This is a genomic window from Paraburkholderia sp. (genome assembly GCF_047605525.1).
Taxonomy (GTDB): Bacteria; Pseudomonadota; Gammaproteobacteria; order Burkholderiales; family Burkholderiaceae; genus Paraburkholderia.
Window position 1 is genome coordinate 1 of the sequence record NZ_JASGFN010000014.1, and the last position, 16,229, is coordinate 16,229.

Sequence of the window (16,229 nt, forward strand, 5' to 3'; positions counted from 1 at the left end):
GCCGCCGGCGCGGAGGCGCTCAGCGCGCCGGCGGCGGCGATCGCCTGTAGCGTATCGGCGACTTGCGCGCGGCGTTTCGGGTCGTTCAGAACCGCGAGCGCTTCGCGGGCCTGTTCCGGCGTCAGCGACACGGAGGCCGACGCGGGCGCGGCGGGGGTGGCCTGCGGCGCGGCGGCGAGAACCGGGGCCGCGCCGGCAAGCAGGAAGACGAAAAAACAGAGACGCAATAGTTTTTGCATAGGGTGTAAAGCGGGATGAAGCGGAAGCGGACGATTGTGCCGGAATGCGGACTCTGTTTCAGCGCCGCGTCCCGGAACCGACACGGGCTCGCGCGCGCAAGTTCCTGCGGCGGCCCGCCAGGCGGCGCGGTGCGCCGCGTGGACAGAGGCGGATGGACGCCGGAGCAACGGGTGGGAATAGCCGATGACGGCCGGCGGTTTCGTCGAAGGTAGCACAAAGCCTGCCCGGGGCCGGTCAGGGCGAGGACTGGACATATAGGGATAGGGACGCCGGGGCGCCGCGCGAAGACGCAACGGCAAACACCGTCAGGCGGCCACCACTGCCGACAACCCGCCTGACTCCCGGCTCAAACCACCGACGACGACGTGTGCCGTTGCGCCTCGTCATCGGCGCCGCTATTCGCGCCGCGTCCGGCCGCCGCGTCCTGGTGCAGCCGGTTCGCATGCATGAGCCGGTATAGCGTGGCGCGCGAAATGCCGAGCTCGGCCGCCGCGTCGGACAGCTTGTAGCCGTGCCGCAGCAACGCGTGCTCGATCGCGTCCTTCTCGGCCTTGCTGCGAATTTCCGCGAGCGTGACGGCCGGCGCGTTGTCCGCCTCCGGCAGCCCGAGATCGGCCGCGGTGATGAAGCGGCCCTCGCTCATCACGACCGCGCGGCGCACACAGTTGATCAGCTCGCGCACGTTGCCCGGCCACGGATAGTTCGACATCGCGACGATCGCGTCGCTCGACAGCCCGCGCAGTTTGCGCGCGCCGTCCTGTTTGTACATGCTGAGCGCGTAGTTGGCGAGCAGCTTGATATCGCCGCCGCGCTCGCGCAGCGGCGGCTCGACGAGGCGCAGCACGCACAGGCGGTGGTAGAGGTCGGAGCGGAAGCGTCCGTCTTCGACCGCGCGATCCAGATCGACGTGAGTCGCCGAAATGACCCGCACGTCGACGCTGATCGGGCCATTGCCGCCGAGCCTTTCGATCGTGCCTTCCTGCAGGAAGCGCAACAGCACCGCCTGGCATTCATGCGGCATGTCGCCGATTTCATCGAGAAAGAGCGTGCCTTCGTGCGCGCTTTCGATCCGGCCGATCTTGCGTTGCAGCGCGCCGGTGAATGCGCCGCGCTCGTGGCCGAACAGCTCGGCCTGCAGCAGGCTCGGCGGAATCGCCGCGCAATTGATCGCGACGAACGGCCGGCCGGCGCGCGGCGAGCGCTGGTGAATGGCGCGGGCGGTCAGTTCCTTGCCGGTGCCCGATTCGCCGGCGATGAATACCGGCGCGTCGGTTACGCCGCATTTGTCGATCCGCCGGTAAAGCTGCTGCATCGGCTCGCACTGGCCGACCATGCCGTGGCGGCCGAGCGACGGCTCCGGCGCGACGCGCGGCTGGCGCAGGCTGGACAGGCCGTGCGCGTGCCCGAGCGCGAACACGAGCCGTTCGTTGAGCCACGGTCGGGTGACGAAGTCGAAGCAGTAATCGAGGATGAAACGGCTGACGAGCTCGTTTTCGGTCTGGCCCGGCACGATCTGCGCGACCCAGTTGGTTTCGACGCGCCGCATGCACAGCGCGAGCGCGGACAGATGCTGCGACGTGCAGTCCTCGGGCAACTGGATGAGGCCGACCTTGATGTTGCCGCGTTCGATCATGCGTTCGGCAACCGCCGTGCTTTTCGCGTGCACGGCCTGCCACCCGGACTCGGCCAGAAACTCGGCGAGCTTCTGATCGGGCGAGTTCGCCACGTACAGAACGGTGCGTTCCGTGTCGACAGGCATGCAGGTCGTAGTCATGTTACCCCCGGTTCGATACTGCTCACAGGACTGTGGTGCGACGTACTGGACAGCCGGGCCGCCGGTTGGTCACCGTAAGCCCGGGTTCAGCACGATCCGCTCGCGCGGAGTCGGCCTCGATTTGCACCATGACGCTCGAGCCTGCTTGCGGCAGCCCCGCGTCATGTTCGCGGCAATGGCGGCCATCCAACACGGGAAGCGCCACCTGCCGCGCCGCGGCACGCATCGGACGAATCATGCAATAACGACGCAATAGCGTTCATTGCTGAAACTGCCCGGCGACTTTATCCCCGAATTGCTGGAACCGCTAGAACCGTGAGTTGCCTCGTCGACCTGATACAGACGCTCTGATTGGCGCATGGCCTAAACGATAAGCGAAAGCGGGTGGGAGCGCCATACAAACAAATATGGATAAAGAAACGGTTTTAGCGTTATCGGATTGGCGGGGATCGCTGAAGAAATAAGCGGTCAACCCCTGTTATGCGCGGCGCCCAACATTGCGCAGCAATCCGTCGCGAGTTAAACGGCGGCATAAAGCGGTGGCACGCGAGAAACGGTGTTTCAGGCTTGCGACATATTGGACAGGCGGCTCCAGACGGATTTCGACGCGTGCCGTGACCGGCATATTTGACCGGCACGCCGCGCAACCCTTGTCCAGCCTGGCGCCAGCGGCGCCGTGCGCGAGCGCGCGGGCCGGTGAAGCGCGCCGGCGCGCCCGGGATGCGCTCGCGAGGCGAATCGGCGGCGTCTCACGAACGAATCAATGCGCGCTATATGTCGTGCGTCGAACGGGGATGATCCGGCAAAAAGCATGGTGGTTCAACGGACCCGCAAGGCTTTGACGGCATTCGCCGGATTTGAACGCGCATTGGCATAACCATTGCATTAAGGGCTGCACAAAAAATATTTGCCGCCCGGTCGACGGTACGGGGAAAGCCGGATTTTAAAAAAGAACCGGGCGGCAAACAGGTCACTCGCGGGCATGGCCGGGGAAGCCAATATGTGTTTGCGGGAGCGTGGCGAAGTCTACCTATATATGTCGGATAAAAAGGGGTGAATGGCGCGGCGGCGATATCGGCCATTCATAACCGGACGACAGCACACATCGACTTCGCCGTTTTGCCTTTTCGCATTTTTGTCTACGGGACGCGAAAGGGATGACGATAACGACAGGTGGCGCGTTTGCGACGTTTGCGAATGACACACCGACCGCAAGAAAGGGGCAGCGCCGGTCAAGGACCAACTGGCGCGAAGAAGCGGGGAGCGAGGCCATAGTCTCCATAGAGAGACGAATGTACGAAGTGAACCGGGTGCCGTGTCCGTGGATTGGCACGGGCACGGCGACCTGGACCGACGGCGGGGCGGCGTCGCGCGGCGGCTACGGCAGCCGCGGCGGTCTTGCCTGGCAAAATCCTGCTCGATCTCGGGGGCATCATCATGAAACAACCGATCTGCAAACCGGCCGCCGCGGACGCGACCGGCCTTTCCGGGGCTTCCAGTGCTTTGGGGCTGACTTACCGGCGGCATCGCGCGGCGTCGCGTGCGCGTTTCTTCGCGGGGGCGAACGCGTCGTCGGTCGACCTGCTGACGCTCGTGGTCGCCGAAGCGCTCAAGCGCAAGGCCCAGGCCGAGATTCGCCGCGACGTGCTGCGCGACGCGCTTTACGAGATGCCGGCGGGGCCGGGACGTGAGCGTGAGCGCGGCGGGGCGCGTCGTCCGGCCGATCGCGATTGCGGTTCCGGCCTGGAGCCGGATCTGGATCTGGATCCGGACGAATGACGCCATCGGCCGGCGCGCGGTGTCCGCCACCCGACGACCGGCTGGCGGTCGACGGCCGATGATTGTCAGGTAGCGGTTTCGGGTAGTGGCTTGCGAATAGACGTTTCGAATAACAGCTTCAAATAATAACTTCCGGGAATAACTTCCGGGCAACGCCCTCGGCACGCCGCAGACCCGCCATGATCGACATCTTCCTGATTGCCGCCAGCATCGAAAACGCGCAGTGCATCGTCGCGCGACTCGAGGGCAGCGGCATACGCTACCGCCTGCGCACCGCGTACGGCTCGGTCCGGCAACTGGGCACGCACGCGCGCGTGATCCGCAATGCCGATCTGCTGATCGTCGACGACGCCAATCTGAATGCCCACGGGCTCGACAGTGTCGAGGCAACGCTTGCCGGCGCGCCGGCGCTCGATTGCATGCTGGTGACGCCGGCGCCGTCCACCGCGCTGGTCGGCGCGGCGATGCGCGTCGGCGTGCGGCACGTGCTGTCGTGGCCACCCGATCCGCAGGCCGTCGCCGCCGCGCTCGTGCAGATCGGCGCAAAGAGCCGCGCGCCCGAGCGGCGCGGCGGGCGGGTCGTGTCGCTGGTGTCCAGCAAGGGCGGCAGCGGCACCACGCTGATCGCGGTCAACCTCGCGTGCGCGCTCGCCGCGCAGCGCGACCGGCGCGTGCTGATGATCGATCTGAGCCAGCATTTCGCCGACGCGAGCCTGCTGATGGCGAACCGGCCGCCGCCGATGACGCTCGCCGACCTGTGCTCGCGCAACGAACAACTCGACGCGGCGCTGTTCGACGCCTGCGCGATGCACGTGCGCGCGAATCTCGATCTGCTGGCCGGCGCCGGCGATCCGCTGAAAGCCGCCGAACTGCTGCCCGCGCAACTGGAGCGCATTCTCGCGCTGGTGCGCGATCGCTACGACGCGGTGCTGGTCGACGTCGGCCAGAGTCTCAATCCGTTGACGATCCGTGCGCTCGATCACAGCGACGCGATCTGCATGGTCGTGCGGCAAAACCCGCTGTATCTGCACGGCGCGCGCCGCATGCTCGATATTTTCCGCGAGTTGGGGCATCCGGCCGGCAAAGTGCGGGTCGTCGTCAACCAGTACGACAAGAACTCGCGGATCAATCTGCCGACGCTCGAGCGCACGCTCGGCACCAGGATCGCGCATCAATTGCCGCGCGACGACCAGCAGGTCAACGATGCGCTGATTCGCGGCGTGCCGCTCGTCACGTGCGCGCGCGACAGCGCGCTCGCGCACGGCATCGGCCTGCTCGCGAAGATGCTGTGGCCGGTCGGTGCCGAGCGCCGCAAGAGCAGGCTCGGCCGGCTGCTTCAGACGTGGCCGGATCAGCCGCGGCAACTGAAGCCGGGTATGTGAGGCGGCGGCTTTTCCTCGCCGCTCCCGTTCGAACCTGCTATCGGGCCACCGCCGTGGCTCACGGCGGCTACGTCGCGATGGGCGTTCGCCCGCATACCGGAGTAAGGTGAATTACCTGACAATGCTCGGCAACGTCGGGCCCTATCCGACGGATTTTGACGGTGTAGGGTAGAGGCGTTACAAGTCGGCGCGGAAATCGGAACAGCCCGCGCCGTCCGGTCACTCCAGCGGGAAAGTCACGTGAACGCAGCACCGCCCATGCAAAACGCGCACGGTTTCAGCCACCTTGCGTCGATCCTGTCCAACCCGATTCTGAATACGGATTCGTACAAGGCCTCGCACTATCTGCAATATCCGCCCGGCGCGTCGGCGATGTTCTCGTACATCGAATCGCGCGGCGGCCGTTATGACCGCACGCTGTTCTTCGGCTTGCAGATGCTGCTGAAGGAATACCTGTGCCGGCCCATCACCGTGGAGATGATCGACGAAGCCCGCGCGTTCTTCGGCGCGCATGGCGAGCCGTTCAACGAAGCGGGCTGGCGCCATGTCGTCGAGCAGTGCGGCGGCTATCCGCCGGTGCGGATTCGCGCGGTGCCCGAAGGCTCGGTGGTGCCGACGCACAACGTGCTCGTCACCGTCGAATGCGACGATCCGCAGGTGTTCTGGCTCGCGTCGTATCTCGAGACCATGCTGCTGCGCGTCTGGTATCCGATCACGGTCGCGACGCAAAGCTGGCATCTGCGCAAGCTCATCCGCTCGTATCTGCTCAGGAGCAGCGACGATCTCACCCAGTTGCCGTTCAAGCTGCACGATTTCGGCGCGCGCGGCGTGTCGAGCGCCGAATCGGCGGCGATCGGAGGCGCCGCGCATCTCGTCAGTTTCATGGGCTCGGATACGGTGCTCGGCGTGGTCGCGGCGAATCACTACTACAACGAAAGCATGGCGGCGTTCTCGGTGCCGGCCGCCGAGCACAGCACGATCACGTCGTGGGGCCGCGAGCGGGAGACCGACGCGTACCGCAACATGATCGCGCGCTTCGGCAAGCCGGGCGCGATCGTGTCGGTGGTGTCCGACTCCTACGACCTGTTCGCCGCGCTCGACGCGTGGGGCACGGAGCTGAAGCAGGCCGTGCTCGATTCGGGCGGCATGCTCGTGATCCGGCCGGACTCCGGCGATCCGCGCACGATCGTGTTGCAGACGCTGCGCTCGCTCGAGGCGTCGTTCGGCTCCGTGACGAACAGCAAGGGGCGGCGCGTACTCAACAACGTGCGGGTGATTCAGGGCGACGGCGTGAACCCGGATTCGATCGTGGCAATTCTCGCCGCAATGGACGAGGCCGGGTTCGCCGCCGACAACATCGTGTTCGGCATGGGCGGCGCGCTGTTGCAGCAGATCAACCGCGACACGCAGCGCTTTGCGATGAAGTGCTCGGCGATCCGGATCGGCGACGAGTGGCACGACGTGTCGAAGGATCCGGTCACGGATCACGGCAAGCGTTCGATGAAAGGGCGGCTCACGCTGCTGCGTCATCGGCGCACGGGCGAATATCAGACCGTGACGCTGCCGCTCGCGTGGGACGAACGGACCGTTGCCGGAGACTGGGACGACGCGCTGGTGACGGTGTTCGATTCGGGCCGGTTGCTGGTGGATGCGTCGCTGGCCGATATCAGAAGCCGGGCGCATGCCGACGAGGTTTGATGGCGCACGGTGCAATGGGGTAGCGATGCCTGAAGATCCGCTTACGCGTGCAGGAACGAACGCCAAGGGCACCGTTGCCGCCGCACGCGGCAACGAAGTACTGCCATTGCAGTGGCCCGCCGATCCGCGGGTCGCCGCATGCATGCGCGCATGGTTGGACCAGGCTACGCAACCCGCCGGCGCGGACACCTGCCTGTTCGCCAAACTGATTGCCGCGCGCGACGCCCGTCACGAACTCGCGCTGCTCGGCTTGCCGGCGCGCGAATGGCGGACGTTGCTCGCGCGGCATTTCAGCCGGGCGAGCGTTCCCGCGTCGACGCTCTCGGTGGTCTCCAGCGAACACGCAGATTTCGTCCGCACGCTCCACACGCTGCTCGTCGCCGATGCGAGTACCGGCGTCGACGCCGCCGACGCGCGCGATCTCGCCACGATCATCGCCCATGCCTGTCTGCGCCCGGATCATCTGTGGCGCGACCTGGGCCTGGCGGGCCGCGACGAAGTCACGTGGATGCTGACGCGCTATTTCCCGGCGCTCGTCGCGCGTAATGTCGATAACCTGCGCTGGAAGAAATTTCTCGCCGCGCAATACGCGCTTTCGTTGGGCCTGCAACCCGGTCCGGCGCCGGGTTGCTCAGGCTGTGAAGACTACGGGTATTGCTTCCCGCGGCATCGTTGAAGCCGCGCGGACAGGTGGCAGCACGAACCGGTTCGTGTATGCTTGCGCGCATGGCCGACACCGCAAAAACCGCGAAATCCCGCGCCGCTCCGGCGACGAAATCCACGAAGACGCGCCCCGAGGTGCGCTTCAGAATGCGCATTCGCAACGGCGATGCGGTTGCACTCGGGCCGGGTAAGGTCGATCTGCTCGAGGCGGTGCGCGAATACGGCTCGATTTCGGCTGCGGCGCGCAGTCTGGACATGTCGTACCGGCGCGCGTGGCTGTTGATCGACGAACTGAACCGCTCGCTGAAGTCGCCGGCCACCCGTTCGGAGCAGGGCGGTCAGAGCGGCGGCGGCTGCACGCTGACGCCGGTCGGCGAAACCGTCATCCGGCTGTATCGCGATGTCGAGGAAGAAGCCCGGCGAAGCTGCGCGAAGCAGCTCGCCGAGCTGCTGAAATTGATCCGTTCGTAAGTTCGTAAATTCGTAAGCGGCTTGCGTTCGCGCGGCAAAAATCGCGCTCAGCCGTGCCGCAGACAGAATGCGGAAGACGGCGGATTGCGAAGCTGCGCGACATGCTCGGGATGCAGCCGCGCCATCAATTCGACGAAGCTCGCCACGCTCGCCGTGCGCAGCGGGTGATAGTCGATCGCATGACGCTCGCAGATCCGCTTGAGCGTATTCATCGAGTCGTGATCGACGCAGTCCACCGGAAACACGACGATATCCGCGCCCGGCAGCGCGGCGGCAAGCAGTCCCTTGCGATCCTCGACACCGCCGTCATGCACGACGAGTTCGCCGCCGGCCGCTTCGACGAGCCGTTTCAGCGCGTTGTTCGAGCCGGGCCGGCCTCCCACGTAGACGATCCGTTTGCCCTGCACGCTGTCGAGGCTCGCGCGGCGTGGGCCGATGCCGTTCGCGTTGTTCGTGCCGTGGGCCGCCTCGGCGGCATCCACGGTGGCGCGTTCCAGCGCATCGCATTCGCTCTGCACGAGCTTCAGTAGCGCCAGCGCCTGATCGCGGCTGCGGCGTAGCGCTTGCGCGGCGTCCTGTTCCTGCTGCACGCGCTGTTCGGCCGCTTCGCGGCGGCTCGTATGCAGGGTCACGCGTTGATCGGCATCGGCGAGCCGTTCGCGCAGATGCTGCAGTTCGGCTTCCAGACCGGCCGCATCGGCGGGCAACTGGCGCGCGCGCAACTGGACGATCTGTTCGTTGAGCGCCCCGATCGACGCATCGCGCTCGACACTGAGTTCCTGCAAGCGGCTCTGTTGCCGCTCGATCTTCTCCTTCAGCGCGGCGTTTTCTTCCTCCAGTGCGACGAGCCGCCGGATATCCGCCCGATTGGCCGCGCCGACCAGATGCGACAGCATGTGCAGATCGCCGAACGCTTTCTGGCGCACCGGCATCGTCGCGAGCGGATGCGTCATCAACGCCCAGTAGGCGGGCGGAATGTCGCCGCTTTTCAGCGCTTCGTCCCAGAGCTTCAGCAATCCGGAATCGTCGGCGGCTTTCTCGAAGCGGCGGATCGCGCCCGTGTAGCGTTCGTCGAGCAGCTTGTGCAATGCCTTCGCGCATGCGCCCCCTTCGATCGCAAGTTCCACTGCCGCGTGATGGATTTCGAGGTCGCTCGCCTCGCGGCGATCGAGGTCCGTGAATTTCGGCACCAGCTTGCGCAATTCGTGCGTGCTCAGGCAGGTGCCGATGATCGAGCAATGCAGATGGTGGTCGAGTTCGGATAGACGCGCGCGCCGTTTGACGTTGGGCGGCGTTGCCTTGACGACGGGCGAGCAGCACGTGTCGACTGCCCGGATGCCGGTGCTGGCGAGCTCGTCACCGGATAGCTTCAGACGCGAGGGCTGGGCAAGAGGGAACGGAGGAGTGTGCATGAAGGTCTCGAATCCGGTTCGTGTCAGTCGTGTCGAATGCTTGCGCGATGCGCGTTGATCGTGTGACTAGCGCCTGCGGTGTATTCGGAAAGATATAGCGCGGGACAAAAATGCGTTCATTGGCGGCGCTCCTGCATCGGTGCGTTAGTCGGCAGAAGGCGTAAGCGCGGGCTCGGCACGCGCGTTCCGCGGCTCGGCGACCACCGCGGCGGTGCTTGCCGTGCGCGGACGGCGCGCGGCGGGGCGTCCGCGCGGGATGGTGGCGCGGTTCATCGGTCCGGCCGTTTCGCCGGCCGGCCACGGCGCATGCTGTTCCAGCACGTGCCCGACGCATAGCCCGACCACCGCCGCGTCGAGCCGTTCGAGTTCCGCGACCACCCTGCGCAACGCAGGCGGATCGTTGCTGAACGCGTCGGAGAAGATCGTGTCGCGCAACGGTTCGGCGAGGCGCGCTTCCTCGATCGTCGCCTTCAGCTCGCGCAGACGCGCGAACGCGGTCGTGCGTGCCTGTTCCGCGAGGATCGACAGCAACTGATTCAGCGAATGCGAACCCGACGTGCCGATCGGCTTGAGGCTCGACGGGTCGCCGCTCAGCATCGTGACGAAGCGCTGCACGCTGCCGTACAGGCGCCGATAGGCGTCGACGACGTCGCGGATCGATTCGGCCCGGCCGCGCTCGGAGGCCGACTTCACCGCGACGATGGCCGACGAAATCTCGATCGCCGCGCGCTGGCCGGGAGCTGACAGGTTGGATCGACTGCGCACCGCTGATGGCTCCTGCTGGTTCGTTTCACTACGCCGCCTGAGCGGCAAGGCCTACCGTAATATCCGATAGGATATAACGAAAGACGCGGCAGGTGTTGAACCGGAACCGGACGGTCGTGCGCTTTCGCGGACGTCGGCACGGCTTCGACGCTGTCATCCCCCGTGCCGCCCCCATCCACCGTGTTTTCCGATATCGTGTGCGCGATGCCCGCCGCGCACCCCGCGCGGGCGATTTTCCGGAGCGCGGCGCATCGCGCTCCCGCAACGCACGACACGAAATCAATGAGCCATCCCAACACCGAGCTGATCGAACGTTTCTACACGGCCTTCCAGCAACGCGACGCCGAAACCATGGTCGCCTGCTATGCCGACGACGTCGTCTTCAGCGATCCCGCGTTCGGCGAGCTGGTCGGAGACGAAGTGCGCGACATGTGGCGGATGCTCGTCAAACATGCGCAGGACTTCTCGCTGAGTTTCAGCGACATCGAAGCGGACGACCACAACGGCCGCGCGCAGTGGGTGGCCCGCTACCGCTTCAGCCAGACGGGCCGCGACGTGGTCAACCGGATCGACGCGCGCTTCGTGTTCCGTGACGGGCTCATCGTCGAGCATCGCGACAGCTTCGATCTGTGGCTGTGGATGCGTCAGGCGATGGGCGTCCGTGGCACGCTGCTCGGCTGGTCGCCGTTCGTGCGGCGCCTGCTCAGGCAGCAGGCGCGCCGGGGGCTGCTGCTTTATCGCGGGCAATTGCGTCGCTGACAGGCCCGTTCGGGCTCCATCCCGCGCCAGCGCGACGCGCGAGGGCGGCATCCCGCTTGCTATGATCAACGGTCATTCGAGCCCGCATCCCGCCGGGCCAGCGAAGAGGGAGCCATGCGAGTCGTCGATGCCGCCTGGGAAGAATGGCTGAGCTGCAATGTCGCGCGCGGCTGCACGCCGGATTCGATGATCGACGCGATGGTGAGAGCCGGCTTTATCGCCGATGACGCGCGCGTCGCCGTCCACCATGCGTTCGGGCTGCGCACGAGCGAGGCCGCCCCAGCCACCGCCGCACCGCACCCCTATCGCTACGACGACGCGCCGGTCGCGAGCGGCAACCTGATCCGCGCGTACGATCGCGACGTGCGCGTGCTGCTGCGCTGCGAGCGCCCGCAACTGATCGTGTTCGCCGATGTGCTGTCTCCGGAAGAATGCCGCGAGCTGATCGGGCGCTCGCGGCATCGGCTGAAACGCTCGACGACGGTCAACCCCGTCACCGGCAGCGAAGACGTGATCCACAACCGCACGAGCGCTGGCGTCTGGTATCGACGCTGCGAAGACGCGTTCATCGAGCGGCTCGACCAGCGCATCGCGAGCCTGATGAACTGGCCGCTCGAAAACGGCGAGGGGCTACAGGTCCTGCATTACGGCACGAGCGGCGAGTATCGGCCGCACTTCGACTACTTCGCGCCCGATCAACCGGGCAGCGCCATGCATTTCGCGCAGGGCGGCCAGCGCGTCGCCACGCTGGTGATCTATCTGAACGACGTCGCCGGCGGCGGCGAAACGATCTTTCCCGACGCGGGCATCTCGGTCGCGGCGCGCGAGGGCGGCGCGGTGTATTTCCGCTACATGAACGGCCAGCGCCAGCTCGATCCGCTGACCCTGCACGGCGGCGCGCCGGTGCTTGCCGGCGACAAATGGGTGCTGACGAAGTGGATGCGCGAGCGCGCTTACGGTTGTTGATAGCGAGCCGCCGCTGGACCGGTTCTTCACACCGAATAGCGGGTCTGCGAACGCGCCTTTACGCGCAATGAATGCAAGCAGGGGGAGTGCTGCGTCGTCAGCAGGAACAGGCGCTACTCGACGGCCCGGCTGGCGGTCACCGGCGCGCGGGCAGCATGAGCGGCGTGGACGGCGTCATTGCCGGTGCGGCCGGCGAGCAGTTGCCTCACCGCATCGCGCCCGCTCATATACCCCATGCGCAGAATCATCAGCCCGATGGCCGTGCCCGCGATCGCGTCGAGCATCGGCACGCCGGCGAGACTGCCGGCGAGGCCCACGGTCGCGACAAGCGCCGATACCGCGTCGACGCGCGCATGCCACGCGCTCGCGAGCAGCAGCGCCGAGCCGGTGCGCCGTCCTTCGGCGCGCAGGTAGCGAAACAGCGTTTCCTTCGCGAGCGTGACGAAGCCGCTGACCGCGAGCGCGGCGACGTTCAGCGCGGTGCTGGCGCTCAACGTCGAGCTTTGCGCGACGGTTTGCCAGAGCATCTCCGCGGCGGTGAAGATCAGCAACGCGGCGATAAAAAGCGATGCGACGGCTTGTTCGATGCCGTTGCCGCTGCGTTTGGACAGGCGCGCGTCCGGGCGCTTCAGATGCCATGCACTCATGGTCAACACGAGCAGCACGACCGCATCGCCGGCAAGGTCGCCCAGCGTGTGGATGCCATCGGCGAACAGGCCATCCGATCGCGCGGTGAGGCCGAGCGCGATCTGCATCACGGCGAGAAACGCATTGACGAGCGCGCTTGCGCAGGCACCCCTAAACAAGGCGGCCGCCGTCAATCGGACCGGGGTGAATGGCGTGACGGACGAGCTGAAGTTCGGCGGACGGTGGCATGAGCGGGGACGATTCTTGTTGGTCGCAGCAAAGTACCGGCCGAACGTGGCATGCCTGTGACAAAGCGGGGCGACGCGCGCTCATGCCGCGCCGAGGCACTCCTCAAGCCGTTTTATAAACGTCCGGCCGATGCAGCTCCATATACCGCTCGGGATGCGCCAGCGCCGTGAACCCATGCGGCGCATACACGTGATGCGCGTCCGTCGTGACCAGCACGATCCTGCGCAGGCCCGCGAGAGAAGGGCTCGCGAAAATATGCTTCATCAACACGGACGCATAGCCGTTGCTGCGATACGCGGGCAGCACGAAGACGTCGCACAGGTACGCGAAGGTGGCTTCGTCGGTGATCACGCGCGCGAACGCGATCTGCTTGCCGTCGAGATAGCCGCCGAAGCACAGCGAGCCCGCGACGGCCCGCTCGAAGATCTCGCGCGGCATGTCCTGCGCCCATGCGGTTTCCCGCGACAGGAACGTGTAGACCATGTCGAGGTCGAGATCGCTGTGGCGGTTCGAAATCGTCAGTTCGCCTGGCTGCACCGTGGGTCTCCTTTGTCGATCAGAGTTGGCGCTTTAGTGCCGTATTTCGATCCCATGCAAGATGGTTACTGCCGTGCCGGCCGATTCATGTTCCACGTCACCCCTTCGCCGTATTCTCGCTGCCGCGCGAACCACCGCCGATACTCTGTCCGGCATTACGCGCGAGCCCCATATAGCCGATCACCGACAGCAGCGTCAGCACGCCGGCGAACAGGAACGCGAGGCGGAAATCGTCGAGCGTGAACACGTGGCCGCTCATCTCTCCGTTCAGGTGAGCCGCGACGCGCAGCGACACCGCGCCGAACGCGATGCCGAGACCGATCGTCATCTGCGCGGCCGCGCTCCACAGCGTGCTGGCCGCGCTCATCTGCGGCTGCGCGATATCGGCATAGGCGAGCGTGGCGAGGGTCGAGAACTGCATCGAGCGCGCGACGCCGTACACGAACACGACGATCAGCACGAATGCGAGCGGCACGTTCGGCGTCAGCAGCCCGCACGCGATGATGAAAATGCCCGCGACCGTCACGTCGACGATCGACACCATGCGAAAGCCGTAGCGCTTCAGGATGAGCGTGGTCAATGCCTTCATGCCGAGATTGCCGAGCGCGCTCGCGAGCAGCAGCAGGCCCGAGCGGAACGCCGACAGCCCGAAGCCGACCTGGAACAGCAGCGGCATCAGATAGGGCACCGCGCCGATGCCGATGCGCGTGAACGAGCCGGTGACGACCGTCACCGAGAACGTCGGCACCTTGAGCGTCGAGACGTCGATGAGCGGATACGGATGACGCCTGGCATGCTGGAACGCGATCACGCCGACGACGAGACCGCCGAGCACGATAGCCCCGGCGAGCCACGGGTTCGTGGCCGGCTGGCTCGCGAGTTCCGCGCCGTACAGCACCGCGGTCAGCGCGACGCCGCTCAGCAGCAGGCCGACCACGTCGAGCGGCTTGCGCCCGGTTCCGCGCAGATTCGGCACGATGGCGAGCGCGACGGCGATCGCCGCGAGGCCGAACGGCACATTGAGCAGGAAGATCCAGCGCCACGACGCATAGGTCGTGATGAAGCCGCCGATCGGCGGTCCCACCACCGGTGCCGCGATGGCCGGCCATGTGATCGTCGAGATCGCCTGCATCATGCGGGCCTTCTCGGTGCTGCGGACCACGATCAGACGGCCGACCGGCACCATCATCGCGCCGCCGATGCCTTGCAGCAGCCGCGCAGCCGTGAATTCGGGCACGTTCTGCGACAGCCCGCACAGCACCGATGCCGCCGTGAACACGCCGATTGCGCTGACGAACACGGTGCGCGCGCCGCAGCGGTCGGCGACCCAGCCGCTCGCCGGAATGAAGATCGCGAGCGCGAGCATGTAGGCGGTCATGCCGAGACTCAGGCTGTTCGGGCCGACGCCGAACGAGCGCGCCATCTGCGGCAGCGCGGTGGCGATCACCGTGGTGTCGAGGTACTCCATGAAGAAGGTGGCCGCGACGATGTACGGCAGCCAGCCGACGTGCGTGTTGCGGGTGACGCCGCTCATTGCGCGGACTCCGCCGCGGTGCGCGTGCGCGCGGGAAGAGGGTGGTCGGGCCGGCGCGCTGCGCGCGAGGAGGGTGACATCATGGTGCGTGCGACTACCTTTCGATTGCGTTGGGCCGGCGCTCGCGCGGGCGCGGCGGCGCGGGGATCCGGGCGCCGCGAATGGCCGCGGCGGGCTGGCGGCAACATCGGCTTGCCTGATTGCCAGCCCTGAATCGTAACGCAATAAATGGCGCCATACCGGCGAGCGTTGCAGCGCGCGACGCCGGCAGCGCGCCCGCGCGTGATTCAGTCTTTCGCCGCGTACTCCTTGTCCAGCCGGTCATAGAGCGGCTTGTTGACGAGCCGCTGGCGCTCGCTGAACGGCGCGACGATCGTCGCGTCCTCGTCGAGGCGGCCTTTGTCCTGCAGCGTGCCGAGCGCGCGCTGCATGCCGAGCACCGCGCCCTGCAGCGCCGCGTTCGCGTACAGCACGATGCCGTAGCCGAGCTTCGCGAGCGTCTCGCGCGATTGCACCGGCGTCTTGCCGCCGATCACGATGTTGATCAGTTGCGGCACGTCGAACAGCGCCGGCAGACGCTCGATATCGGCGAGCGATTCGGTCGCCTCGATAAAGAGGATGTCGGCGCCCGCCTCGATGAAGCGATGGCCGCGCTCGATCGCGTCCTCGATGCCGTGCACGGCCGCCGCGTCGGTGCGCGCCATGATCTGCAGGTTCGCGTCCTCGCGCGCATCGACAGCCGCGCGGATCTTGCCGGCCATCTCGTTCGCGGCGATCACCTCCTTGCCCGAGAAGTGGCCGCATTTCTTCGGCATCACCTGGTCTTCGAACTGGATCACGTCCGCGCCGCTGCGCTCGAGCACGCGCACCGTCTGGCGCACGTTCAGCGCGTTGCCGAAGCCGGTGTCGGCATCGACGATCAGCGGCAGCGCGACCGCGTCGCGGATGCGCGCCGTGTGCTCGGCGATTTCGGCGAGGCCGATGAAACCGAGATCGGGCAGCCCGAGCGACATGTTGGTGACGCCCGCGCCGGTGATGTAGACCGCCTCGAAGCCGGCGTCCTCGATCACGCGCGCGCTCATCGCGTTGAACGCGCCGGGCACGAGCAGTCCTTGGCGCTGGTTGACCCTCGCGCGGAACGCGGCGCGGCGGGTGGCGGAAGTGGTGGTCATGGTGCGGGTCTCCAGAAGAGGAATCGGTAGTGAAACGCAGGGGTCATTGTGCAGGAAGCGTGCCATTGGATGCGAAGTGGTGCTTGCCTGCGGCTAGTCCCTTTCGGTCGGCGGTTTGCGGCGCGGCGGGGAGGATTGGGCGTTCATGGCAGAATGCGCTGAGTGTTTCATGAAACGCATGATGAAACGCATCATGAAACG

15 protein-coding genes are annotated in these 16,229 nt (G+C 66.3%); 7 read left to right on the top strand and 8 right to left on the bottom strand.

Features of this window, described 5'->3' with window-relative positions; all coding sequences use genetic code 11:
- The coding region (locus tag QM685_RS20320; RefSeq protein ID WP_415118641.1) for a hypothetical protein at window positions 1-239 on the bottom strand (239 nt) is incomplete at its 3' end.
- Between the two features lie 347 nt (window positions 240-586).
- Entirely contained in the window at window positions 587-2,014 is a 1,428-nt protein-coding gene (locus tag QM685_RS20325) for a sigma 54-interacting transcriptional regulator (protein ID WP_415118643.1), read from the bottom strand.
- Between the two features lie 1,437 nt (window positions 2,015-3,451).
- Between QM685_RS20325 and QM685_RS20330 the strand changes: the two genes are divergently transcribed.
- From QM685_RS20330 to QM685_RS20350, 5 genes are all read left to right on the top strand, one after another.
- Window positions 3,452-3,793 carry a hypothetical protein gene (locus QM685_RS20330; RefSeq protein WP_415118645.1) on the top strand — a complete coding sequence of 114 codons (342 nt, stop codon included), beginning with the start codon at window positions 3,452-3,454 and terminating at the stop codon, window positions 3,791-3,793.
- Between the two features lie 179 nt (window positions 3,794-3,972).
- Window positions 3,973-5,175, top strand: a complete 1,203-nt coding sequence (locus tag QM685_RS20335) for an AAA family ATPase (RefSeq protein ID WP_415118647.1) — start codon at window positions 3,973-3,975, stop codon at window positions 5,173-5,175.
- 258 nt (window positions 5,176-5,433) lie between these two features.
- Window positions 5,434-6,873 (top strand): nicotinate phosphoribosyltransferase, encoded by a 1,440-nt coding sequence (locus QM685_RS20340; RefSeq protein WP_415118649.1) that lies wholly within the window; start codon window positions 5,434-5,436, stop codon window positions 6,871-6,873.
- Between the two features lie 142 nt (window positions 6,874-7,015).
- Window positions 7,016-7,549, top strand: a complete 534-nt coding sequence (locus tag QM685_RS20345; protein WP_415119020.1) for a nitrogen fixation protein NifQ — start codon at window positions 7,016-7,018, stop codon at window positions 7,547-7,549.
- Window positions 7,550-7,587: 38 nt separating this feature from the next.
- On the top strand, window positions 7,588-8,007 hold the full coding sequence (locus tag QM685_RS20350) for a winged helix-turn-helix domain-containing protein (RefSeq protein WP_415118651.1): 420 nt from the start codon (window positions 7,588-7,590) through the stop codon (window positions 8,005-8,007).
- Window positions 8,008-8,054: 47 nt separating this feature from the next.
- On the opposite strand, the gene QM685_RS20355 is transcribed toward QM685_RS20350, so the two are convergent.
- Together QM685_RS20355 and QM685_RS20360 are read right to left on the bottom strand one after the other, a co-directional pair.
- On the bottom strand, window positions 8,055-9,419 hold the full coding sequence (locus QM685_RS20355; protein ID WP_415118653.1) for a DUF2325 domain-containing protein: 1,365 nt from the start codon (window positions 9,417-9,419) through the stop codon (window positions 8,055-8,057).
- 144 nt (window positions 9,420-9,563) lie between these two features.
- Window positions 9,564-10,184 carry a hypothetical protein gene (locus QM685_RS20360; protein WP_415118655.1) on the bottom strand — a complete coding sequence of 207 codons (621 nt, stop codon included), beginning with the start codon at window positions 10,182-10,184 and terminating at the stop codon, window positions 9,564-9,566.
- Between the two features lie 282 nt (window positions 10,185-10,466).
- Between QM685_RS20360 and QM685_RS20365 the strand changes: the two genes are divergently transcribed.
- Both QM685_RS20365 and QM685_RS20370 read left to right on the top strand, forming a co-directional pair.
- The gene (locus QM685_RS20365) at window positions 10,467-10,943 is read left to right on the top strand and encodes a nuclear transport factor 2 family protein (protein WP_415118657.1); all 477 of its coding nucleotides are present in this window, start codon (window positions 10,467-10,469) and stop codon (window positions 10,941-10,943) included.
- Between the two features lie 114 nt (window positions 10,944-11,057).
- Window positions 11,058-11,909: a 2OG-Fe(II) oxygenase gene (locus QM685_RS20370; RefSeq protein WP_415118659.1), complete on the top strand. Its 852-nt coding sequence runs from the start codon at window positions 11,058-11,060 to the stop codon at window positions 11,907-11,909.
- Window positions 11,910-12,022: 113 nt separating this feature from the next.
- Here the strand turns inward: QM685_RS20370 and QM685_RS20375 are convergent, their stop codons facing one another.
- From QM685_RS20375 to QM685_RS20390, 4 genes are all read right to left on the bottom strand, one after another.
- Window positions 12,023-12,715 carry a cation diffusion facilitator family transporter gene (locus QM685_RS20375; protein ID WP_415118661.1) on the bottom strand — a complete coding sequence of 231 codons (693 nt, stop codon included), beginning with the start codon at window positions 12,713-12,715 and terminating at the stop codon, window positions 12,023-12,025.
- Between the two features lie 172 nt (window positions 12,716-12,887).
- Entirely contained in the window at window positions 12,888-13,322 is a 435-nt protein-coding gene (locus QM685_RS20380) for a GNAT family N-acetyltransferase (RefSeq protein ID WP_415118663.1), read from the bottom strand.
- 97 nt (window positions 13,323-13,419) lie between these two features.
- Window positions 13,420-14,856, bottom strand: coding sequence for an MFS transporter (locus QM685_RS20385; protein ID WP_415118665.1), 1,437 nt, complete (start codon window positions 14,854-14,856; stop codon window positions 13,420-13,422).
- A 287-nt stretch (window positions 14,857-15,143) separates the two neighbouring features.
- Entirely contained in the window at window positions 15,144-16,028 is an 885-nt protein-coding gene (locus QM685_RS20390; RefSeq protein WP_415118667.1) for an isocitrate lyase/PEP mutase family protein, read from the bottom strand.
- Window positions 16,029-16,229: the final 201 nt, after the last annotated feature.

Excerpts from the sequence above, each read along its gene's own strand:
- QM685_RS20325 (WP_415118643.1), bottom strand. The coding sequence starts at position 2,014 with ATGACTACGACCTGCATGCCTGTCGACACGGAACGCACCGTTCTGTAC.
- QM685_RS20330 (WP_415118645.1), top strand. The coding sequence starts at position 3,452 with ATGAAACAACCGATCTGCAAACCGGCCGCCGCGGACGCGACCGGCCTT.
- QM685_RS20335 (WP_415118647.1), top strand. The coding sequence starts at position 3,973 with ATGATCGACATCTTCCTGATTGCCGCCAGCATCGAAAACGCGCAGTGC.
- QM685_RS20340 (WP_415118649.1), top strand. The coding sequence starts at position 5,434 with ATGCAAAACGCGCACGGTTTCAGCCACCTTGCGTCGATCCTGTCCAAC.
- QM685_RS20345 (WP_415119020.1), top strand. The coding sequence starts at position 7,016 with ATGCGCGCATGGTTGGACCAGGCTACGCAACCCGCCGGCGCGGACACC.
- QM685_RS20350 (WP_415118651.1), top strand. The coding sequence starts at position 7,588 with ATGCTTGCGCGCATGGCCGACACCGCAAAAACCGCGAAATCCCGCGCC.
- QM685_RS20355 (WP_415118653.1), bottom strand. The coding sequence starts at position 9,419 with ATGCACACTCCTCCGTTCCCTCTTGCCCAGCCCTCGCGTCTGAAGCTA.
- QM685_RS20365 (WP_415118657.1), top strand. The coding sequence starts at position 10,467 with ATGAGCCATCCCAACACCGAGCTGATCGAACGTTTCTACACGGCCTTC.
- QM685_RS20370 (WP_415118659.1), top strand. The coding sequence starts at position 11,058 with ATGCGAGTCGTCGATGCCGCCTGGGAAGAATGGCTGAGCTGCAATGTC.
- QM685_RS20385 (WP_415118665.1), bottom strand. The coding sequence starts at position 14,856 with ATGAGCGGCGTCACCCGCAACACGCACGTCGGCTGGCTGCCGTACATC.
- QM685_RS20390 (WP_415118667.1), bottom strand. The coding sequence starts at position 16,028 with ATGACCACCACTTCCGCCACCCGCCGCGCCGCGTTCCGCGCGAGGGTC.